This is a genomic window from Leptospira levettii, from assembly GCF_002812085.1.
Taxonomy (GTDB): Bacteria; Spirochaetota; Leptospiria; order Leptospirales; family Leptospiraceae; genus Leptospira_A; species Leptospira_A levettii.
In genome coordinates this window covers 1,189,243-1,211,377 of the sequence record NZ_NPDM01000001.1, presented here as the reverse complement: position 1 = coordinate 1,211,377, position 22,135 = coordinate 1,189,243, and the positions used below count along the sequence as shown (strand labels likewise).

The following is a 22,135-nucleotide window of genomic DNA, read 5'->3' as shown; positions in this document are numbered from 1 at the left end:
ATTTACGCTTAAATAATAAGCAACGAAAGATAAAGGTTGAAAGCAGTGTATAAAATCTATACAGAATGATTAAACTTCTGTAGAAAGTGCAGAGTGAGAGGGTGAATTTTTCTTTTTTTTCTCTTCTTTTAAACGAAATCCATAATAGAGACTGCGAAAAAATTGTGAAAAAGGTAAAATTCGAAGAAAATGTACGTGTAACCAAAGTTTCCAAGTTTCATAACGAGATCGTTTTGGCCTCAAAATCGACTGAACCACTTTTTTTGCCAGTTGGAAAGGTTTTGAGTTGGATGGCACATCTGCCAACACACGGGAGAATTGGAATGATTTGCCAATTTGTTTGCGGTAAGAATCCCAAAAATAATCAAACGCAAGTTTGGAAGATCCGTACAATCCATACCCAGGAGTGGGGAAAATGGAGATGTTGGAACTAACAGAAATGATATGAAGTCCAACTGAGATAAGGTTTGTCAACTTTTGAATTGCAAATATGGGTCCGAGAGAATTTGTTTGGAATAAATGTTTCAGTTGGTTCCAATTTTCCTTATCATCTTCGGCAAATGTTAATAGTTCAGAATTGATGATAAACACATCTATTTTATCTAATGTTTCGATTGCAGATTCAATTAATCTCTCAATCTGATCTGGTTTGGACGGATCAATTTTGTATTTTTGTAAGTTTGCATGATTTGGAATTTCTTCTGGAGTGACATCCCCAACAACTACCAAGGCACCTTGGGAAAGTAATACTGATAAAAGTTCTTTTCCTAGTTCAGAAGATCCATTGGTTAATACAATTTTTTTAGAAGAAAGTTTCATGATGATCGAGTGATGATACTTTAATTGAGGGAGGGATCTTTGGTATGGTCTACAAAGTATTTGTAGATTCCACCTTTACTACGAAGAGCTTCCCGCCAAATCGATTCTGAATCATCTTCTTTAAATACGATGGAATCATCTACCAAATCAGAAACAACCCAAGACAATCTATCAAATTCACTTTCCAATTGTCCAGAAGACCAACCAGCATAACCTTGTAATACACGAAATTGGATTTGGTCAGAAGATAATACTTCTAACATTGTATCAAAACTTCGAGCCATATAAATCCCTGGAACCACTTCGACACCAGGATCAGCCGTTTGTTTTCCATTATGCAAAATGGATACAAACAGATTGTCTACTGGTCCACCAGCATACACTGGTTTGTTGGAATGAACAGTATCTGGTAAGTTTTTGATGAGTGATTCCATGGTTTGATCCGTGGGTTTGTTTAAAACCAGACCAAAGGCTCCGTCGTCATCATGGTCTACCATAAGGACAACGGATTTATGAAAAAAATCCTGAATCACACTGGAATTGGAAATGAGTAACTTTCCGCGCGTTGAATCAGGATGATCTGTCATTATTTTTTGCCGTGAATTTCTTCTAAGATACGATAAGCCACTTCTAATGTTTTAATATCGGAGTCACCTTTCACCATCGGTTCAGATTCTCCTTTAATACATTTTACAAAGTGTTCATGTTCTTGTTTGAGTGGGTTATCTTTGTGAACAAAGATTTTTTCCACAATGGATTCTTGTCTGTATTTGATTTCTCCACTTCCCAGTTGAGTTGTTGAACTTGCTTGTCTGTGTAGTTCAATTTCTTGGTTTGTAAAATCTAAAAATACATACGAATCTTTTTGGGAAATGTTTAGAGTTCTAATTTTTGCCTGAGAAGAGCGAGAAGCATTGAGGGAAGCAACACAACCATTCGCAAATTTTAAAACCACACTTGCAATATCCTCGTGATTCGAAACAACAGAAGATCCAACAGCTTTCACTTCTGTTACTTCTGATTTCACTAAGTTGAGAACAATGTCAATATCGTGGATCATCATATCAAGAACCACACCAACATCAGTAATACGACTGTTGTAAGGTGCAATCCTTCGAGATTCAATGAGAATAGGGTGTTCGGCAATTTTACCTAACTCAAGTACTGCCCCATTAAATCGTTCCACGTGGCCAACTTGCAAAATCAAATTGTTTTGTTTTGCTAAGTTTACGAGTTCTTTTGCTTCTTCCACAGTTTGGGAAATTGGTTTTTCCACTAAAACATGTTTTTTTTCAGTAAGCGCCTGTTTGGCGATTTTGTGATGTAAAAATGTTGGTGCTGCAATGATAATTGCATCAGCTTCTTTCAACAAATCTTCAATCGTTCCAAATGCTTTTGTTTTGTGTTTCTCAGCAATTTGAGTGGCACGTTCTGCATTGGCATCAAATATCCCGATGAGTTCTGCATCAGATAATTGTTTGGCCACGTTTACGTGGTACTGGCCCATATGACCTGTACCAATGACTCCGAGTCGGACTTTTTTATCCATAGATGCTCTCAATATTTTAAAGGATCAGCGGAAAAACAACTTAGATTTTCCCCCGCTGCCGACCTTTTCGCCAGACTCACGGGCAAATTCTTCCATTAGTTCTCTCTGTTTTTTAGAAAGTTTCTTAGGAATTTCGACTTTAATGATGACATGTTGGTCTCCTTTCCCGTAAGAACCGAGGTATGGGATTCCATGTCCTTTTAAGCGGAAAATTTGTCCACTTTCTGTCCCTTCCGGGATTTTCAATTGGATGGTTTTTCCATCAATCGAAGGCACTTCGATCTCTCCACCAAGGCAAGCCATGGATAAAGAAATGGATTTTTGTACGATGAGATCATTTCCTTGGCGTTCAAATGTTGGGTGTTTTTTGATATGAGTGACGACGTATAAGTCACCACTTGGACCACCGTTTGGACCGGATTCCCCTTCACCAGAAACTTTGAGTCGGCTTCCCGATTCCACTCCAGCAGGGATTTTAATATGAATGGTTCGTCTTTTCTCTGTTAGACCCTCACCTTTACAAGTTTTACAAGGATTGGAAATGACTTTTCCCTTTCCTTTACAACGTGGGCAAGTAGTTGTAACACTGAAAAATCCTTGGGTCCTTCTCACTTGTCCCGTTCCCGAACAATCAGGGCAAACGGTTGGCGAAGATCCTTTGGATGCGCCGGAACCTGAGCAATCCACACAGGTTTCGAGTCTTGGAATTTCAATTTTATATTCTTTACCAAGAGCAGCATCTTCTAAGCTAACTTCTAAATTATAACGGAGATCTGATCCCCTTTGCGGACCAGACCTTCTTCCACCACCGCGGCTACCACCACCTCCGCCTCCGAAAAATTCACTAAAGATATCACCAAAATCTCCAAAGATATCAGAGAAGTCAGTATAAGCACCAGCTCCATACCCTCCTCCTCCACCAGCATTCACACCAGCTTTCCCAAATTGGTCATAAGCTTGGCGTTTTTGCGGATCGCGTAACACTTCGTAGGCTTCAGTTGCCTCTTTGAATTTTTCTTCCGCTTCTTTATCACCCTTATTTTTGTCAGGGTGGTATTTGATGGCTAACTTACGATAGGCGCTCTTGATCTCATCATCAGAGGCACCTTTCGAAACGCCTAATACTTCGTAGTAACCACGGTCGCTCATTGTTTTACTTCTTTATCTCTATTTATTTTTTATCTTCATCAACGACAGTGTAATCAGCATCGACTACCTTCTCGCCACTTGCATTGGAACCACTAGCACCTTGGTTTGCACCCGCACCAGCTTCTGCACCAGGAGCTCCTTGTTCAGGACCTGCTTGGCTATAGATTTTTTGTCCAATTTGCATCGCAACTTGTTGGATGGAATCTCTAGAAGCTTTCATACGTTCGAGGTCACCAGATTCCATTGCTTCACGGCCACGTTTGATTTCGTCCTGAGCTCTTTGTTTTTCTGATTCGTCGAGTTTGTCAGCGGATTCACCGATGGTTTTTTCCAATTGGTAAACAATTGCTTCCAATTCGTTTTTCGTATCAGCGGCTTCGCGAAGTTTTTTATCTTCTTCTGCGTGAGCTTCTGCATCTTTTACCATCTTTTTGATTTCTTCTTCAGAGAGTCCGGAAGAAGATTCAATACGAATCTTTTGTTCTTTACCAGTTCCCAAATCTTTTGCAGACACGTGAACGATACCGTTTGCGTCGATATCGAATGTTACTTCGATTTGCGGAACTCCACGTGGAGCCGACGGAATACCAACTAAGTCAAAACGACCAAGTGTTCTATTGGCACTTGCCATTTCTCGTTCTCCTTGTAATACATGAACGGAAACAGTTGTTTGGTTGTCTGCTGCAGTCGAGAACACTTGCGATTTTCTTGTAGGAATGGTTGTGTTTCTTTCGATGAGTTTTGTCATCACACCACCAAGAGTTTCAATTCCGAGTGATAGTGGAGTGACATCGAGTAACAATACATCGGTTACATCACCTGCAAGAACACCACCTTGGATCGCAGCACCAATTGCTACTACTTCATCAGGGTTTACTGATTTGTTTGGTTCTTTAGCGAAAATTTCTTTCACAAGTGCTTGTACCGCTGGGATACGAGTGGATCCACCCACGAGGATGACTTCATCGATTTCACTTGCAGACAAACCCGCATCTTTTAATGCATTGATACATGGAATACGTGTTCTTTCGACAAGAGATCTTGTGATTTCATCAAACTTTGCTTTGGTGAGAGTCATATCCAAGTGTTTTGGACCAGAAGCATCCGCAGTGATGAATGGAAGGTTGATTTGAGTAGAAGATGTTCCAGACAACTCGATTTTAGCTTTTTCAGCAGCTTCTTTCAATCGTTGTACTGTGTTTTTATCTCCAGAAATATCAATTCCCGTTTGTTTTTTGAATTCGTCGATCATCCACTGCATGACCACGTTATCAAAGTCGTCTCCACCAAGATGAGTATCACCGTTAGTTGATTTTACTTCAAATACACCGTCACCAAGCTCAAGGATAGAAACATCAAATGTTCCACCACCTAAGTCGTATACAGCGATCTTTGCATTGGTTTTTTTCTTATCAAAACCATAAGCAAGAGCCGCAGCAGTAGGTTCGTTAATGATCCGTTCTACTTCTAGACCAGCAATACGACCAGCGTCTTTTGTTGCTTGTCTTTGTTCGTCATTGAAGTAAGCAGGAACTGTAACGACTGCTTTTTTTACTTCATGACCAAGAAAGTCTTCTGCTGTTTTCTTCATTTTTTGAAGAACACGAGCTGCAATTTCTTGTGGAGTGAATTCACCTGAAACGGTTTCAAATTTCACACCATCATTTCCAGCACGGATCACTTTGTATGATACCATCTTTGCTTCATCACCAGCTTCGTTAAAACGACGGCCGATAAAACGTTTCGCAGAACGAATTGTATTCACCGCGTTTGTGATCGCTTGGTTTTTTGCAAATTGTCCAACAATGGTTTCACCCTTTGCTGTAAAAGCAACAATCGAAGGAGTGGTTCTTGCCCCTTCAGAGTTTTGAATGACAACGGGATCTCCACCTTCCATTACCGCTACACATGAGTTAGTGGTTCCTAAATCGATACCTATGATTTTTTCCTTAGACATAGTCTTTCTCCTTCTTACTTATATTAACTTTGTGGTTTTCCCACTTTCACACGTGCAGGACGAATGGATTGTTTGTTCTCACCTTCTTCATGGTAATAACCAGCTTGATAAGTTTCTACAACAGTCTCTTCTGTGAACTCTGCACTTTCCTCGGAAGCAATTGCTTCCATGAGCATAGGGTCAAACGGCATTCCTTTCGGATCCAATCGTTTGATACCTTCTCTTTCCAATACGGAATAAAATTCCTTTTGTACCATCTTGATGCCTTCAACAAAAGCGACTACTTCAGGTGTTTGGTTTGGAACATTGGATACTCGCTCCAAATTATCCAAAGCACTTGTCAGTCCTTCCGCAAACTTCTTGATGGATTCTTTCCTAGCATTTAACAAATCGTTAGCTGTTCTACGTTTGTAGTTTTGAAACTCCGCACGTTCTCTCAGCCAAGAGTCCTTTAAAGATTCGATTTCTTTTTTTGCATTATCGAGTTCTTTTTCAGCACCCTCTACTGCTTGTTCAATGGCCTCATCTGAAATGGTCTGCCCTTCATCGACTTGCACATTTTGATCTTCTAGGGATTGGTTCGTTTCTTCTGCCATTTCGCCTCCTACTACCTACTCAATTTCGTTATCATTTCTGAAACTAACTTTGAAGTGAATTCAATCAAAGGTAATGCCTTGTTGTAATTCATCCTCTGAGGACCAATGATTCCCATGGAACCGATCCTCTTTTCACCCATACGGTAATTCGTTGTGATGATGGTAACACCACCTAACTTTTCATTACCGTCTTTTCCAATGATGGTATAAACACCATCCATCGGGACATACTCGCTAAAAAATTCTTTGAGGAACTGTTTTTCATCAAAAAGATGCAGGATGTTTTCTAATTGTTCCTCTTCATCCTTAAAGTTTTCGTATAAATTTTTTAATCCATCGATATACAAGTTATCAACAGACATACTATCAGATCCCATAGCTCGTGCAATGGAAGGTGCAAATTGAGTGAATCCTTCTGGACCTTCCTTTTTCATCATCATCTGAGGGATCAGATTACTTTGAATTTCATGAACATCAAAACCTTTGACGTTATCATTCAAATACCTTGAAATTTGGTACAGGCTCTCTTGTGAGATGTGAAAATCGAAAAATATATTTCGATTGAGCACTGTCCCTGACCGCATCACAAGGATCATCAGAACTTCTCCACCATTTACATGGATGAGTTCTATATGTTTTAAAGTGTCGAGTGATCCTTCTGGACCTAACACCACACTTGCTGATTGCGAAAGAGAAGCTAAAACCTTGGAGGTTGCAATGAGAACCTGGTCCAAACGAAATTGCATCCGAAGATACTCTTCTTGGATCCTTTGTTTTTCACGCATCGTGAGCTCAAATAGAGTCACAAGGCTATCCACATACAACCGATACCCACGTTCTGTTGGCACACGACCACCAGAAGTATGACGAGCTACGATGTAACCCATATCCTCCAGTTCTGCCAAGCAGGACCGAATGGTCGCAGGCGATAGTCCGATATCGTATTTTTCAGAAAGGGTTTTGGAGCCGACAGGTTTGTTGTCTGAAACAAACTCCTCAACCAATGCTTTCAAAATGGAACGATGTCTAGGGGAAAGGTCCATAGCCTCCAAGCACTTCCTTTAGCACTCTGATGATTAGAGTGCTAATCTATGCTTAAAGTTTACGAATTTCCGTTTTTTTCGTCAAGCAAGATGTCCATCTCAGTTGGGAATTTTAGCAGACTTTCTGGGAAACTGCTAAAATTTTTCAAACTGGGTAGACTTGGATCCGGTTTCGGCCGTGATTTTTTGCCTGGTAGAGGGCAATGTCAGCAAACTTCAGAACTTCTTCTGGTTTTTGGATGGGGTGCACCTTGGTGTACCCAATGCTTAGGGTGATGTTCAGATAGTAGTTATCAAAGATAAAAAAGCGGTGAGTTTCGACCGATTCACGGAGTCGGTCAAGGACAATGGTTGCCCCTTCTGTGGTCGTGTCTGGCAAGATACACCCAAATTCCTCTCCACCGAGCCTACCCACTGTGTCCTCTTCCCTCAGGCAATCCACAAAGATATTGGCCATTTTTTTGAGAACAAGATCCCCAATGTCGTGTCCGTAAGTGTCATTGATCACTTTAAAATGGTCAATGTCCATCACCGCAAGCACCGATTCCCGATTACGGCGTTTGACTGTCGCAATGGTTTTTTGGAGGGTATCAGCGAAGGAACGACGGTTTGGCAACATCGTTAGTTCGTCCATATAGGCCAAACGTTTCAAACTATTGATGAGTACATTTTTTTGTTCTTCTAAACGCCTACGTTCTCTCACATCTCGGATGATCGCAGCATAGTACTCTTTGTTCTCTTGGTGGATGGTAAAAGCACGAATTTCCACGGGAATCGTGCCTTTTGGTTTTGTGATGAGTTCTAATTCTTTTAAAAATCCTGCAATATAATGTGCTTCGTTGGAACTAACAAAAGCTTCAATTGAAGTTTGTTCTCCTTTTTCATTCGGTGGGAATAAAAAAGAAAATGATTTTCCAAACAATTCGTCTTCTGAATAACCAGTTAACGACTGTAACGCTATGTTACTAAATAATATCTTTTGATTTGTGTCTAAAACGACAATTGCATCGATGGATTGGGAAACAATTTCCTTCGCCAGTGTCTCTGTATTAAATTCATTCATTTCCCCAAATTTCCCCATTTCCTTTTTCACTTCGGAATGAATCCCGCCATTTATGGATGTGACGAAAATTGATCTCAGGTTGATTCACCCTAAATTCTTTTTTCGGCAAAACCTTCATTGGTTTTGGATTCAGACTCTGATACCAATAAGCAACAGAGATCAAATCTAAGGTCAAGGAATTTGCATGACCATGTTCTAGTAAGAATAGGAAATTTTTTTCAAACCGAATGGGGGATTCTACCCAAAATCGATACAAATGGGTTCTGCCCAACCATCCAATCGAGTCAGAAACCCTAGGGTATCCAAAATAAGGATGCATAAACACTTCTTTCGGTGACCATGCTGTATTAAATACATCTTCAGTTCCCGTTCCTTTTAGTGTAGCAGTTGTTTGGTTGCCATCTATAAAGATTAGATCATCTCCTTCGCCATACCACAGAGGAGTAGGAGAATCCACATATAAATTAAGTCCAATGAATTGGCCTTTTCCTTCAGTTTCGAGTACAGAGAAGTAGTTTTCTTTTACAAATTTTGTTTTCTCAGTTTCCCCAAGTATTCCCCATTCATTTTCCCTTTGGTTCGTAGTGTTTGGTTTGGTGATACTTCTATTCCATTGTGCATGGAATCGTAATGGAGATTCGAGAGGTGATTTCCATTCTTCATAATCAATGTAAAAGTAAAAATTACTAATGTCCTCATCCGATTCATTTTCAATTTGAATTTTGGCGTTTGATTCAAATGGCATTGGAAAATATGAGTTCATTGACTTTCCTTTTTTGGGTGCTGCGACAAGTGGTAACGAGTTGAGTATGTATTCTTCTCCCCAACCCTGTCCAAAAAATTCACCTAACGGAACTTCTACGGATGGAAAAGAATGATTATCCCAAAACATTCGAATCACAACATTTTTCCGTGCCATTGGGTCTTTACTTGCCAACGTCATCCAAATGTGTTTGATCACCCCTCGGCCTTTGATTTCAGCAATTGTGATCGTTGACTTTTTCGGAATTTTGATAAAATCATCATTTCCATTTGTTGGATCGACACTTGAGATCCTCTTGTTTTGGTAGGTTTTTTCCTTCCAAATCGAAGACTCCCAACCATCACTGAACAAAGGATTGGCGAAATTAAATCCAAGTACAAACAAGATTAACCAAAAACGGATTCCAAATGAAGATTGATTCGTAACCATAATGACCTAACTTAAAAAATCTATTTCCCGTGTAGGATTAAAACCGTTTCACAAGCCAAAGGAATATCCCCGCTTGGACAAGTGATTGTAAAAAAATTTCAAATAAAACATAAATATGGATCGTAATGGTCACTTCAGAAATCATAAATACCATCCCTTCCAAACTACCGACGGAAGGAGAAATTGCTGCGAGTCCTCCTAAAATAGTTCTCATCCATACCAAAACAAACATTTGTTTGTTGAAAGGTTGTTTCTGAAACCAGTCCCAAATCAGATGTAAAAAACTCACAATCAGTAGTGCTTGGAGGAGTAAGGATGGAAATAACCAAGTCATTGCTCTCGACCAAGCAGCACCATCACTCGATGTTACCAAAAAAAGAGGAAACACAGCCGAATCACCTTCATAATACTCTTTCATCACCAATTGAAAGTAAGGGATAGAAACGAGGAGATAAGCCAAAAGATGGCTGAAAATAAACTGAATTGTGATTTTAATCTTCGGATTCATGTTAAAGTTGTCCAATAAGGTAATCTTTACATGATGAAATCAGAACTCAAGGCAAAACTGCAACGGACCTTTCCAAAAGCCAAAACAGTCTCTTCTGGAAGGTTGTTTACCCGTCAGTTGAGTAACCTGATCGACGATTCCATACGACAAGTTTTTTTGGAAGTATCAAACGGAATCCCCATAAAAGACCACCTTTGTCTCATTGCCGTAGGAGGTTATGGAAGAAGGGAACTTGCACCTTTTTCGGATATTGATTTATTATACCTTCATGATGGAAAACTTTCAGACAAAATCTTAAGTGAAATCATTTCCAAAATCAATACGTTCTTATATAACAATGATAAGGAAGTGGGTCATAGTTGCCGTACAATCAAAGAATCATTTTTATACTTAAACCAAATCGAAACCTACCACGCAGTTCTAGATGCGAGGTTTCTAGTAGGATCAGAAGTTTTATTCCAAAAATTTAAAACCGAATTCCTTGGAAAAATTCCTGAAAAAACCATCAAAGAATACAATGAATGGAAACTATCTTATCTAAGAGAAAGAATTATCAATTCTTATAATCCAATTTTACTTTCAGAACCCAATATTAAAAACGATCCATTAGGACTTCGTGATATCCAACAAATGTATTGGATCGAAAAAACAAATCCACTCGCAGATAGTGCTGATGGTGGGATTTTTGATTTTTATTTAATTGGTGATAGTTTAACTCTACTTTCAGCTTATGATTTTTTACTTTTAACAAGATCAGCTCTCCATATCATCAGTGGCCGAAAAAATGACAGACTAGATTTAGGCTTACAAGCTGAAGTTGCTGAGTTTTTAGGATTTGGTCCTAAGAACGAAATTAAAACCTTAGAACGTTTTATGAGCCAATTTTATAAAGCACAAAAGGATGTTTATTTTTATATTGGAACGTATCTGGATGAAAAAACCAATCTGAATAAAAAACGGATCCACAAAGAACTTTCCAATCCAGATACTTTATATGATGACATCATTCAATTTTTCAGAGAATCACAAAAAAACGAAGAAGAACCATCTCGGATCGATTTAAATGAAATTCGATTTGCATCTCATTTTCTAGATGATGATTTTAAAAATCAAAAATCGGTCTTGGATTGTTTTATGGAGATGTTACGCCACAAAAAACGAATCGGGCATACACTCACTCTCATGCATGAATGTAATGTACTTGGCAAACTCATTCCTGAATTTGGAGCTTGTACAAACTTTCCACTGTTTAGTTACCACCATCAATACACTGTCGATGAACATACTTTACTTATATTACGTGAGTTAGATGTTTTGATCGCTGATTTATGGGAAGACCCTCAAGTCCAAGATGTATTTAATTCTTGCGAAAAAATTGAAATTTTAGCTCTAGCAATCCTGATTCACGATGCAGGGAAAGTAAAGGAAGGTGACCACTGCCAATACGGTGCCGAACTTGCTCTCATCATCGCGGAACGGTTTCGATTTTCAGAAGAAGATACAGAACTCTTACGATTTTTAGTCGCAGAACATATCGTCATGTCAGAACTCTCTTCCAAACGAGATATTTATGACCCAAATCTAATTTCTTCCTTTGCAAAACAATTTTCTAATGAAAACACTTTGCGATTGTTATATGTAATGACTATCATTGATACAAAATCAGTTGGCCAAGCAGTGCTTACCAATTGGAAAAAAGAAATTTTGCATTTTTTATTTACATCCACATTAACTTACTTACAAAACAAAACCAATCGTCCTGATATCCAAGAACGTATTGAGAGTACACTCGAAACCTATTTAATTGAAAAAGAGGGACTTACAGCAGAACAAGCGGAACAAATCGTTTCATTTGGGATGCAAATTCGTCCCACATCTTATTTGAATTATAATACTCCACGCAGGGTATACCAACACTTTGTATTTTTACATGAATGGATTCAATCAGGTTCCACATTCCGATTAATCTCTGAAAAAGAACCTGCGTTTGTTACCTTATCTCTATTTGCAAATGCAGACAAACGGATGTTACTGTATCTATCGGGAATTATTTCCAGTCTTGGATTAAATTTAGTGGGACTCAGGTTATTCCGAAGCGAAAATGAACATTTAATCTTACAGGCGCAAATCACTGATGAATTCGGTAGTGGAGAGATCGCCGAACCACAAATAAACGAAATTGAATCCACTCTTGCTGATTGTATTGAGGGGAAGGTGAATATTGAAGATTTGGCTTCCACTACCAATATTTGGAAAACTTTACCACAAATTCCAGAAGGAATGGTCGAAGAACTTGTTAAGTTTGCAAATGATTTATCAGATACTTATTCTGTATTAGAAGTGAGAGTCCCTGATTCAATAGGATTGGTCTATCGTATTCTCAAAACTTTAATCGATTTTGAATTGGAAGTAATCTTTGTTAGAATCTCAACAAGTGCTGATTTTGCATATGACTCCTTTCACATCCAAACTAAAAATGGTAAAAAAATAGAAGATACTGGTCTACTCCTTTCGATTAAGGAAAAAATTCTCTCTGTAGCAAGAGTCAAAGAAAACCAAGGTATCATGGAGATTAGTTTTTAATATGGCATGGTGGAAAGAAGCAGTTATCTATCAAATTTATCCACGTAGTTTCCAAGATTCTAATGGGGATGGGATCGGAGACCTAGAAGGGATTATCCAACGATTGGATTATTTGGCAGGCTCCAAAGACTCACTTGGTATTGATGCTATCTGGTTATCCCCCGTGTATCCTTCTCCCATGTTTGATTTTGGATATGATATTTCGGACTATGAAGAAATAGATCCTGTTTTTGGAGATACACAGACCTTCAAACGCCTGCTAAAGGAAGCACACAAACGAGGGATTCGTATTATCATGGATTTGGTAGTCAATCATACTTCCCATCTCCACCCTTGGTTTATTGAATCCAGATCCTCTGTCAACAGCCCAAAACGAGATTGGTACATTTGGAAACAAGCTAACCACAATGGACCACCTAACAATTGGTTGGGTGCGTTTGGCGGATCTGGTTGGGAATATGACAAACGTACTGGCGAATATTATTTTCACTCTTTTTTAAAAGAACAACCTGATCTCAATTGGCGTAATCCGGATGTAGAAGATGCAATCTTTCGGATGATGAAATACTGGCTCGATATGGGAGTGGATGGATTCAGATTAGATGTTGTCAATTTATATGTTAAGGATGAATTTTTTCGAAACAATGCTTCCTATTTTATGAAGGGACCAAGGCCTTATGATAAACAAGTGCATACATACGATCGTGACCGACCTGAAATGCATGGAATTTTAAGAAGGATGCGAAAACTTTTAGATTCTTATTCCGAAAAACGTATGTTTGTTGGCGAAATTATGCAAGATTTCCCTGGTAATGTTTTACTTCCTGCAACTTATTGTGGTCGTAACGACGAACTTCACCTTGCCTTCAATTTTATGTTTTTATTTTCGCCATGGAAGGCGGAACGATTTTACCAAATTGTAAAGGACTTTGAATCAGCTTTAGGGGAAGATAATTGGCCAAACTATACTTTATCCAATCATGATTTTCCAAGACATATCACTCGTTACGAAAAGGGTGATGAAACATTGGATCGAGCCAAACTTGCCGCCTGTATGATGTTAACGTTACGCGGAACTCCTTTTCTATATTATGGAGAGGAAATTGGTATGAAACGCCAAAAAGTCCCATTCAATAAAATCCAAGATCCCGTTGGGAAACGGTATTGGCCTTTCCATCCTGGACGTGATCCAGAAAGAATTCCTATGCCATGGGATGGATCTGATACAACAGGATTTACAACGGGCAAACCTTGGCTTCCTCTTTATGAAGATTCAAATACGCTTAATGTTGAATCTCAAAAGCAAGATCCCAATTCTCTCTTTTTCACTTACAAAAAACTAATTCAAATACGAAAGGATCGAAAATCACTTCGTAAAGGAAAATTAAAAATCCTTTTAAGTGACGACAAACAAGCGCTATACTATAGAAGGAGAGATGGAAAAGAGGAGACATATATTTTTTTAAACTTTTCATCCAAACCAGTTCGAGTCTCCTACCCGAGAAAATGGAATCTGAATCAAATTTTATTCAGCTCTAAAAATCGAAACGCATCTTTTGAATTAGAAAAGGAATTGGATACGGGCGATTTAATTTTGCTCCCAAATGAGGCAGTTATTTTTGCAAAATAAAATACTCCCAAACACTCTTTATGCCTCAATTGGATTCATCATATAACAGGAACTGGAAAAAGACCCCGCTTTCTACTACACTCTTTCCTACTTTTTTTCTCATTCGATGTCTAATGATAAGAGGAAAGGATTTTCGCTACATCGAAACTTCAATGGACTTGAGCGTAAAGGGTGCAAAGTTTTTGTTTTGAATTGAGACTTAGAACTGTTCGCTTAAACTGTTGACAATTATCGATTCGGGAATTCGCTGACATTAGATGCGCTTGATGATGGTAAATACATTGATAAGTCGATTGGCAATTCTGCTTCTCTCTTTTGTATTCATCAGTACTAATACTGAGGGCTATGTATCCCATCGCGACACCTACCAAAAACACCAAACTTACAAACATAGTAGCTTATACGATTTTTCTTATGTCATCAAGGAAGTAAGTGAAAACAATGAGGAAGAGGCTGAGATTAATTCCCACCGGGAAAACGAATTAAATCAATCCTTCGCATTTTTTCTGAAGATTTCTCTTATATTTGATACTGAACTAAAACCTGTCCTATTCTCTTTTCCAAACTCATTTCTAGTTAAATATAGTTTCAAAGACCGCGCACCTCCCATCCTCACTTAACATAGATTTTTTTCTCGGAAGATCGCAATGCAAATTGCGTTCGATGATTATTAAAATTTTGCCTAACAAACGTTAGACAAAGTGGGGACACAATGAAACTTCTCAAAGGGCTTAAGCACTCTTTCACTTCAAAGATACTGGTTACAGTATTTCTATTAACATCTTTTCTTCAAATGAATTGTCATTCAAAGAACCATGAAGACAAAAACGCACTCATGGCCACGTATCCATGGAAACAAGATGTAATCATTGATAAAAACTATGTAGCACAAGTGAAGGCAATCCAACGTATAGAAATTAGAGCATTCGAAAAAGGATATTTAACCCACATCTATATGGATGAAGGTAAAATCGTAAAAAAAGGTCAGAAACTTTTCCAAGTAATGCCAATGTTAGTTACTGCTCAATACGAAAAAGCAAAAGCAGAATACGAATCAACACAAATCGAATTTGAGAATACTGAGAAGTTGTTCAAAGAAAATGTTGTTTCCCAAACAGAATTATCTCTCATCAAAGCCAGGCTGAAAAAAAATAAAGCAGCTATGGAATTGGCGCAAGTTCACTTAAATTTGGCAACTGTAACTGCCCCATTCACTGGTATCACAGATCGTTTCCAAGTGCGACTTGGAAGTTTAGTGGAAGAAGGAACATTATTAACTACAATCTCTGATATTTCAAAACTTTGGGTTTATTTCAATGTATCAGAAAAAGATTACCTAAATTTTTCCAATGCCCGCAGATCAGGAGACAAACCATTAAAAGTTAAATTTTTAATGGCAAATGGTGAATACTTCAACCATGATGGAAACGCTGACACAATCGAAGGAGAATTCGATAGTGAAACGGGAACCATTCCTTTTAGAGCAACTTTTCCGAATCCAGAAAGATTATTACGTCATGGAGAAACTGGAAACGTTGTAATCAAAGAAAATTTAAAAGAAGCCTTACTCATTCCACAAAAGGCTACTTTTGAAGTATTAGATAAACGTTATGTATACACAATATCAAGTAAAGGTAAGTTAAAATCGACTGAGATCAAAGTCTCAAACGAAATTCCTCACTTGTTTGTCGTAGAATCTGGTATCACTGATAGCGACATCATCCTTTTGGAAGGACTTGGTAAAGTTCATGATGGTGATATTGTAAAATTTAACATCGAAACTCGTGAGAACGTCATGAAAAGTTTCGAGTTACAGGCTCACTAGGAGAGATTGTATGTTTACAAAATTTCTCCAGAGACCAGTTCTCGCCATAGTTATATCCGTATTAGTTGTGTTTGTCGGATTAATTTCGATAAAGAACATTCCAGTATCACAATTCCCTGAAATTGCTCCTCCTCGGGTAACGATTACTCTATCTTTTCCTGGTGCCAGTGCTCAAGTTTTAGTCCAATCTACGATTACCACATTGGAACAAGCTATCAACGGGGTTGCTGGGATGAGATATATGATTTCTTCTTCCACAAGTTCTGGAGATGCAATCATACAAGTATTATTCGATCCAGGAACAAATCCAAATGATGCCTTAGTACAAGTTAAAACTAGGGTAGACCAAATGATGTATCGTGTTCCAGAACTCGTTCGTTTGGAAGGTATATTTGTACAACCTGTCCAACCAAGTATGTTATTGTATGTAAACTTATACAGTAAAGATCCGAATGCGAGTGAGAAGTTTTTATACAACTATGCGACAGTGTTTTTATTACCTGAATTAAAAAGGATTCATGGTATCGGACAAGCAAAGATCCTAGGAACAAGACAATATGCGATGCGCGTTTGGTTAAATCCAGATAGAATGCGTGCTTATAATGTAACCACTGCTGAAGTGATGAAAGCAATTGAAGACCAAAGTATCATTGCAAGACCTGGGCGACTTGGTCAAAGTTCTGGAAAACAAGCCCAATCATTAGAATACACTCTTACCTATGAAGGTTGGTTTAACGAACCTCAGCAATATGAAAATATCATCATACGTGCTAAAAATGGAGGTGAATTACTTTACCTCAAAGATATTTCCAAGGTTGAACTTGATAGTGAGTTTTATAATATTTACTCCGATGTAGACGGACATCCTGCAGCTGCGATTATGTTCAAACAAACGGAAGGTAGTAATGCCAAAGTTGTTATTGAAGATATCAAAGCAAAACTAGAAGAACTAAAACAAACTTTTCCACCAGAAATGGATTATAAATTAAGTTATGATGTATCGAACTTTATCGATGCAGCCATCGAAAAAGTAATCCACACATTAGTAGAAGCCTTTGTTTTAGTGGCGATCGTTGTCTTTATCTTTTTGGGTGATTGGCGTTCAACGTTAATTCCTATCATTGCAGTTCCAGTATCCCTCATTGGTGCCTTTTCCTTTATGATGGCATTGGGACTTACCATCAACCTAATCACTTTATTTGCAATGGTTCTTGCGATCGGAATTGTGGTGGATGACGCCATTGTAGTCGTGGAAGCAGTCCATGCGAAAATGGCCGAAGATCATTTGAGTGTGTACTTGTCCGTAAAAGCAGTATTAGGTGAAATCAGCGGAGCTGTAATTGCGATTACATTACTCATGACAGCAGTATTTGTGCCGGTTACTTTTTTACCAGGTCCTGTTGGAGTTTTTTATCGTCAATTTGCGATCACAATGGCCACTTCCATTGTGCTTTCTGGAATTGTCGCTTTAACATTAACGCCAGTCCTAACGGCGATGATTTTAAAACCACACAATCATAACAAAAAAACTCATAACCCAATCGATCTTTTCTTAGAAAAATTCAATTTTTACTTTGAGATCATGACTGAAAAATATGTGAACTTAATGCACAGGTTTTCAGGATCAAAAGTATTTATTGTTTCCTTATTACTCTTCTTTGCAGTTGGTTTTGTTTTCTTATCACAGTTGGTTCCTGCTGGATTTGTTCCTGGAGAAGACCAAGGTATGATTTACGCTGTGATCCAAACTCCACCGGGTTCAACCATTGAAAAAACAAATGATGTCGCAAGAAAACTCCAAGAGATAGCTCTAAAGATTGAAGGTGTTGATTCGGTCGCATCACTTGCAGGATATGAAATCCTAACAGAAGGTGAAGGATCCAACGCCGGAACATGTCTAATCAGCTTAAAAGATTGGTCTGAAAGAAAAAACTCAGTTCATGATGTAATGGAAGAGCTCGAGCACAAAACAAAGAATTTTGGTGCCATTATTGAATTCTTTGAACCACCAGCAGTTCCCGGATTTGGTGCAGCAGGTGGGGTTATGTTTCGATTATTGGATAAAACCAATAGTGGAGATTATACTGCCTTCGATAAAGTTCACGTAGAGTTTATGGAAGAGTTAAAAAAACGTGAAGAACTAACAGGTCTCTTCTCTTTTTACTCGGCAAAATTTCCACAATTGGAAGTGAAACTGGATCGAAAACTTGCGATGCAAAAAGGAGTCAACATTGGTGATGCAATGGACAACTTGGACATCCTCGTTGGTAGTACGTATGAACAAGGATTCATCCGATTCAATCAGTTCTTCAAAGTATACGTTCAATCTGCACCTGAATACCGAAGATTACCAACAGATATCCTAGGCTTATTTACTCCAAATGACAAAGGAGAAATGGTTCCATATTCTTCCTTCTTGTCCCTTGAACAGAAACAAGGTGCAAATGAGATCACAAGATACAATGCCTATACATCATCTGTTATCAACGTCTTACCAAGCAAAGGTTACACTACTGGAGATGCGATTGATGCCATTAGAGAAGTATCCAAAAATCTTCCAAAAGGATTTGAAGTAGGTTGGGAAGGACTTTCATACGATGAGGCATCTCGCGGGAATGAAGCCATTTTCATTTTCATAGTTGTGATTGTGTTCGTATACCTTGTGTTATCTGCACAGTATGAAAGTTTCATCATTCCTTTTTCGGTCATTTTTTCACTCCCACCAGGAATCTTTGGATCCTTCTTCCTATTACGATTGTTAGGTCTAGCCAATGACATTTACGCCCAGATCGGTATGATCATGTTAATTGGATTATTAGGTAAAAACGCTGTATTGATTGTAGAGTTTGCAAGGCAAAGACAAGAATCAGGACTTAGTGTGTTTGATGCAGCATTAGAAGGAGCAAAAGCAAGGTTTAGACCTATCCTCATGACTTCCTTTGCCTTCGTAGCTGGTTTGATTCCACTTGTTGTAGCAACTGGTCCTGGTGCGATTGCCAATCACACGATTGGTGCCTGTGCATTAGGTGGTATGTTATTTGGAACTGTCTTTGGTGTCATTGTAGTGCCTGGACTCTACATTATCTTTGCAAATATCGCAAAAGGTAAAAATCTAATTTATCATGAAGACAACATGCCACTTTCAGAGTCAGACAAAATGTATGAAACTTCTGAATTGGAACGTAAAAAATCCAGGAAAGGAAAAAAATAAGATGAAACGAATCTTAATCATATTCTTAGTTTTATGGAATGTTTCCTGTATTCCTGCTCTTTATGAAAGAGATAAGGAAGATTTAAAACTTCCGGAACAATTTGAAAATTGGGAATCTTCTGAGAAAGCTCAGAAGTTACAAACCGAAATTTGGAACCAATTTTTTAACGAACCACAATTGATATCATTAATCGACACTGCGATCGAAAACAACCAGGAACTCGCTGTACTAGAACAAGAAATTAGTATCGCGAATAACGAAGTGTTTTCGAGACAAGGGGAATATTTACCAAAATTATCTCTCCAAGCAGATGGTGGTTCCGAACAGAAAGAGAGATTTAGCACACCTAATGCCAATTCACCGACATTATTTGCCCATGGTGGGCTCGTAATGAGTTGGGAAATTGACATTTGGAAAAAATTAAGGAATGCAACGAAATCCGCTTACCTACTTTACCTCGCAAGTATTGAAGGTAAGCGGTACGTTGTTACCAATTTAGTTGCTGAAATTTCAGATACATATTTCGAATTAAAATCCCTTGATAATCAATTAACATTAATTGAAAACTATATAGAAGTTCTCTCTAAAGTGAAAGAGATGGTCGTATTACAAAGGGAAGCTGGTAGAACAACTTCGTTGGCTGTAAAACGGTTTGAAGCTGAAGTGTCAAAAAACCTCGCTCGAAAATACGATATTGTCCAAAGGATAGCCATTACAGAAAACAGACTTAATTTTCTTTTAGGACGTTTCCCAGAAAGAATTACAAGAAAGTCTGATGACTTTTTGGATATCACACTTCCTGAGATACAAAAATCAGTTCCTGTTGATCTATTAGAAAACAGGCCCGATATCAAACAGGCAAGTTTGGTTTTAGAATCACGAAAATTAGACATCGAAGTAGCTAGAGCAAGATTTTATCCTTCACTAAAGATTGATGGAAATATTGGATATGAAGCTTTTAATTCCAAACATTTTAAAGGGACACCTGTTTCGTTAGCCTATGGTTTAGGTGGTGGTATCATCGCACCTCTCATCAATCGAAAAGCGATCGAAGCAAATTATGCAACAGCAAACAACTTACAAATCCAAGCTATTTACAATTATGAAGTTTCCCTGCTAAAAGCATTTACGGAAGTTACAAACCAAATTGTAAAAATCAAAAATTTAACTCAGAAGTATGATGCAAAAAATAAACAGGTTCAAAATTTAAGAGAGTCTGTTGAAATTTCGAACATATTATTTAAAGCAGGTAGAATCGATTATATCGATGTTTTGTTTAGCCAAAGAGATTTTTTAGAAGCCCAAGTGGAAGCACTTGAATTAAAATACAATCTATTAGAAGCGAATGTCGGATTGTATAAAGCACTTGGTGGTGGATGGCGAGGACAAAAAGAAATGGATGCTGAAAGGAAAAATGGAAGTTTTTAATTTAAAAATTCGAAATTAATTCACTTTCTTTAGTGTTGGTAACTTCAAAACCAGGGAGCCAACACTAAACAGATTCTCTCTCTTCATCAATTGTAAATCGGATCTATTTGTTGTGCATTCGATGAAAGTCATTCATATTGAAAGACAGGTCCTATTTTCTCATCCATCGCCTTAAAGCGAACTTTATCACCAATTTTAACGGTAGAAAAATCAGTTACATCTTCTATAACCGTAGTTAGTTTAACATTCTCCTCTGTTTGCACAATCGCTAAAACATAAGGAGCTCTTTTTGCCATATGACCAAACCCGATATAAACAATTGTATAGGAAACGATAGTTCCACTCTGTTTCAATTCAACTGTCTCAACAGATTCACTGCCACAGGAAGGGCAACCTTCTAAAACTTCTGCTACTTTGAATTGGCACTGTTTGCAAACAATACCTGTTAAGGATTCTGTGGGGGTCATAGGTCATTACTCGTATTTGTGAATATTAAAAGCAATCTGTTTATTGGAAGGTTTGGAAAGTCTAAGTAGATTTTTTCCTTTAAAATACATTAAAGGAAAATCAATCTATATCATTTTTACGACTACTTTCCCCTTACTGCGTCCTGCTTCTACATATAACATTGCCTCGTTGGTTTCTTCAAAAGTATACACACGATCAATCATTGGCTTAATTTTTCCAGCTTCTATCAATTTTGTAATTTCACTCAGTTGTTTGCCATCTGCTTTCATGAACAAAAATTCAAAATGAACTTTCAGTTTTTTTGCCAATTGATTCACAGAGAAACTTAGTAATTTCATGAGAATTTGGAAGTGCCATCCCATCCCAATTTTTTTGGCAAAATCTGCTGTTGGAGGGCCAGTTAATGAAACCAAAACTCCACCATGTTTTAGGATAGATAAAGATTTCTTAAGAATTGTATTCTCTCGATTGCTATGTAAGACTACATCATAATCTTTCAATAGAGTCGAAAAATCTTCTTTCTTATAATCAATAACCAAATCAGCACCTAAACCCTTTACCATTTCCACATTTGTTTCACTTGTCGTTGTCGCAACAAAGGCACCTAAATGTTTTGCCAATTGGATTGCAAAAGTACCAACACCCCCAGATCCAGCTTGTATAAATACCTTTTGTCCTTTTTTTAAATTTGATATTTCTACTAATGCTTGCCACGATGTAAGTCCAACAAGTGGGATTGAAGCGGCTTCTTCCATAGTAATATTCTTCGGCTTCATTGCTAAATCATTTTGGTTTACAACAATTGATTGTGCAAATGTCCCTGTATGAAAATCGGAAGGTCTTGCATACACTTCATCACCAACCTTAAATTGAGTTACATTTGCTCCCACTTTTGTGATAATACCTGCCAAATCATGTCCATTCGTAAATGGAGTTTTGTAAGGAAGGAATAATTTAAAATCTCCGTTTTTGATCAATGAATCGAGTAAATTAATGGCTGATGCATGTACTTGCACTAATACTTCATTGTCTTTTGGGATTGGTTCTTGTATTTCCGATAAAACCAATTTTTCTTTTTTACCATAACGTATCACTTGGAATGCTTTCATTGTT

17 protein-coding genes are annotated in these 22,135 nt (G+C 37.9%); 5 read left to right on the top strand and 12 right to left on the bottom strand.

All coding sequences use genetic code 11. The features are described from left to right. Positions 1 to 69: 69 nt before the first annotated feature. From CH354_RS05645 to CH354_RS05600, 10 genes are all read right to left on the bottom strand, one after another. Positions 70 to 819, bottom strand: a complete 750-nt coding sequence (locus tag CH354_RS05645; protein WP_100725672.1) for an SDR family NAD(P)-dependent oxidoreductase — start codon at positions 817 to 819, stop codon at positions 70 to 72. Positions 820 to 839: 20 nt separating this feature from the next. Then, positions 840 to 1,406 carry a YqgE/AlgH family protein gene (locus CH354_RS05640; protein ID WP_100720066.1) on the bottom strand — a complete coding sequence of 189 codons (567 nt, stop codon included), beginning with the start codon at positions 1,404 to 1,406 and terminating at the stop codon, positions 840 to 842. Then, positions 1,406 to 2,368, bottom strand: a complete 963-nt coding sequence (locus CH354_RS05635; RefSeq protein ID WP_100720067.1) for a Gfo/Idh/MocA family protein — start codon at positions 2,366 to 2,368, stop codon at positions 1,406 to 1,408. The genes CH354_RS05640 and CH354_RS05635 overlap by 1 nt, the downstream gene beginning before the upstream one ends. A gap of 24 nt (positions 2,369 to 2,392) precedes the next feature. Then, entirely contained in the window at positions 2,393 to 3,517 is a 1,125-nt protein-coding gene (dnaJ, locus tag CH354_RS05630) for a molecular chaperone DnaJ (RefSeq protein ID WP_100720068.1), read from the bottom strand. Between the two features lie 22 nt (positions 3,518 to 3,539). Beyond that, a complete protein-coding gene (dnaK, locus tag CH354_RS05625) occupies positions 3,540 to 5,474 on the bottom strand; it encodes a molecular chaperone DnaK (protein WP_100725671.1) in 1,935 nt (644 codons plus the stop codon). 23 nt (positions 5,475 to 5,497) lie between these two features. Next, the gene (gene grpE, locus CH354_RS05620) at positions 5,498 to 6,070 is read right to left on the bottom strand and encodes a nucleotide exchange factor GrpE (protein WP_100721392.1); all 573 of its coding nucleotides are present in this window, start codon (positions 6,068 to 6,070) and stop codon (positions 5,498 to 5,500) included. Between the two features lie 11 nt (positions 6,071 to 6,081). Continuing rightward, complete coding sequence (gene hrcA / locus CH354_RS05615; RefSeq protein WP_100721394.1) at positions 6,082 to 7,113, bottom strand: heat-inducible transcriptional repressor HrcA; 1,032 nt, start codon at positions 7,111 to 7,113, stop codon at positions 6,082 to 6,084. Between the two features lie 145 nt (positions 7,114 to 7,258). After that, on the bottom strand, positions 7,259 to 8,176 hold the full coding sequence (locus CH354_RS05610) for a sensor domain-containing diguanylate cyclase (RefSeq protein ID WP_100721398.1): 918 nt from the start codon (positions 8,174 to 8,176) through the stop codon (positions 7,259 to 7,261). Further along, entirely contained in the window at positions 8,169 to 9,368 is a 1,200-nt protein-coding gene (locus tag CH354_RS05605) for a glycoside hydrolase family 172 protein (RefSeq protein ID WP_243395977.1), read from the bottom strand. Before CH354_RS05605 ends, CH354_RS05610 begins: the two co-directional genes overlap by 8 nt. A gap of 37 nt (positions 9,369 to 9,405) precedes the next feature. After that, on the bottom strand, positions 9,406 to 9,876 hold the full coding sequence (locus tag CH354_RS05600; protein ID WP_100725670.1) for a hypothetical protein: 471 nt from the start codon (positions 9,874 to 9,876) through the stop codon (positions 9,406 to 9,408). A gap of 30 nt (positions 9,877 to 9,906) precedes the next feature. On the opposite strand from CH354_RS05600, the gene CH354_RS05595 reads away from it, so the two are divergent. From CH354_RS05595 to CH354_RS05570, 5 genes are all read left to right on the top strand, one after another. Then, complete coding sequence (locus CH354_RS05595) at positions 9,907 to 12,459, top strand: [protein-PII] uridylyltransferase family protein (RefSeq protein ID WP_100720290.1); 2,553 nt, start codon at positions 9,907 to 9,909, stop codon at positions 12,457 to 12,459. Position 12,460: 1 nt separating this feature from the next. Continuing rightward, entirely contained in the window at positions 12,461 to 14,089 is a 1,629-nt protein-coding gene (locus tag CH354_RS05590; RefSeq protein WP_100766314.1) for a glycoside hydrolase family 13 protein, read from the top strand. Positions 14,090 to 14,924: 835 nt separating this feature from the next. Then, positions 14,925 to 15,914 carry an efflux RND transporter periplasmic adaptor subunit gene (locus CH354_RS05580; protein ID WP_243395976.1) on the top strand — a complete coding sequence of 330 codons (990 nt, stop codon included), beginning with the start codon at positions 14,925 to 14,927 and terminating at the stop codon, positions 15,912 to 15,914. A gap of 10 nt (positions 15,915 to 15,924) precedes the next feature. After that, the gene (locus CH354_RS05575) at positions 15,925 to 19,125 is read left to right on the top strand and encodes an efflux RND transporter permease subunit (protein ID WP_100725666.1); all 3,201 of its coding nucleotides are present in this window, start codon (positions 15,925 to 15,927) and stop codon (positions 19,123 to 19,125) included. 1 nt (position 19,126) lies between these two features. Further along, positions 19,127 to 20,554, top strand: coding sequence for a TolC family protein (locus tag CH354_RS05570; RefSeq protein ID WP_100720303.1), 1,428 nt, complete (start codon positions 19,127 to 19,129; stop codon positions 20,552 to 20,554). Between the two features lie 128 nt (positions 20,555 to 20,682). Here CH354_RS05570 and CH354_RS05565 read toward each other — a convergent pair whose 3' ends face one another. Then, the gene (locus CH354_RS05565; RefSeq protein ID WP_100725665.1) at positions 20,683 to 21,021 is read right to left on the bottom strand and encodes a Zn-ribbon domain-containing OB-fold protein; all 339 of its coding nucleotides are present in this window, start codon (positions 21,019 to 21,021) and stop codon (positions 20,683 to 20,685) included. A 105-nt stretch (positions 21,022 to 21,126) separates the two neighbouring features. Then, positions 21,127 to 22,131, bottom strand: coding sequence for an NADP-dependent oxidoreductase (locus tag CH354_RS05560; protein WP_100725958.1), 1,005 nt, complete (start codon positions 22,129 to 22,131; stop codon positions 21,127 to 21,129). Between the last annotated feature and the right edge of the window lie 4 nt (positions 22,132 to 22,135).

Excerpts from the sequence above, each read along its gene's own strand:
- CH354_RS05645 (WP_100725672.1), bottom strand. The coding sequence starts at position 819 with ATGAAACTTTCTTCTAAAAAAATTGTATTAACCAATGGATCTTCTGAA.
- CH354_RS05640 (WP_100720066.1), bottom strand. The coding sequence starts at position 1,406 with ATGACAGATCATCCTGATTCAACGCGCGGAAAGTTACTCATTTCCAAT.
- CH354_RS05635 (WP_100720067.1), bottom strand. The coding sequence starts at position 2,368 with ATGGATAAAAAAGTCCGACTCGGAGTCATTGGTACAGGTCATATGGGC.
- dnaJ (WP_100720068.1), bottom strand. The coding sequence starts at position 3,517 with ATGAGCGACCGTGGTTACTACGAAGTATTAGGCGTTTCGAAAGGTGCC.
- dnaK (WP_100725671.1), bottom strand. The coding sequence starts at position 5,474 with ATGTCTAAGGAAAAAATCATAGGTATCGATTTAGGAACCACTAACTCA.
- grpE (WP_100721392.1), bottom strand. The coding sequence starts at position 6,070 with ATGGCAGAAGAAACGAACCAATCCCTAGAAGATCAAAATGTGCAAGTC.
- hrcA (WP_100721394.1), bottom strand. The coding sequence starts at position 7,113 with ATGGACCTTTCCCCTAGACATCGTTCCATTTTGAAAGCATTGGTTGAG.
- CH354_RS05610 (WP_100721398.1), bottom strand. The coding sequence starts at position 8,176 with ATGAATGAATTTAATACAGAGACACTGGCGAAGGAAATTGTTTCCCAA.
- CH354_RS05605 (WP_243395977.1), bottom strand. The coding sequence starts at position 9,368 with ATGGTTACGAATCAATCTTCATTTGGAATCCGTTTTTGGTTAATCTTG.
- CH354_RS05600 (WP_100725670.1), bottom strand. The coding sequence starts at position 9,876 with ATGAATCCGAAGATTAAAATCACAATTCAGTTTATTTTCAGCCATCTT.
- CH354_RS05595 (WP_100720290.1), top strand. The coding sequence starts at position 9,907 with ATGATGAAATCAGAACTCAAGGCAAAACTGCAACGGACCTTTCCAAAA.
- CH354_RS05590 (WP_100766314.1), top strand. The coding sequence starts at position 12,461 with ATGGCATGGTGGAAAGAAGCAGTTATCTATCAAATTTATCCACGTAGT.
- CH354_RS05580 (WP_243395976.1), top strand. The coding sequence starts at position 14,925 with ATGGCCACGTATCCATGGAAACAAGATGTAATCATTGATAAAAACTAT.
- CH354_RS05575 (WP_100725666.1), top strand. The coding sequence starts at position 15,925 with ATGTTTACAAAATTTCTCCAGAGACCAGTTCTCGCCATAGTTATATCC.
- CH354_RS05570 (WP_100720303.1), top strand. The coding sequence starts at position 19,127 with ATGAAACGAATCTTAATCATATTCTTAGTTTTATGGAATGTTTCCTGT.
- CH354_RS05565 (WP_100725665.1), bottom strand. The coding sequence starts at position 21,021 with ATGACCCCCACAGAATCCTTAACAGGTATTGTTTGCAAACAGTGCCAA.
- CH354_RS05560 (WP_100725958.1), bottom strand. The coding sequence starts at position 22,131 with ATGAAAGCATTCCAAGTGATACGTTATGGTAAAAAAGAAAAATTGGTT.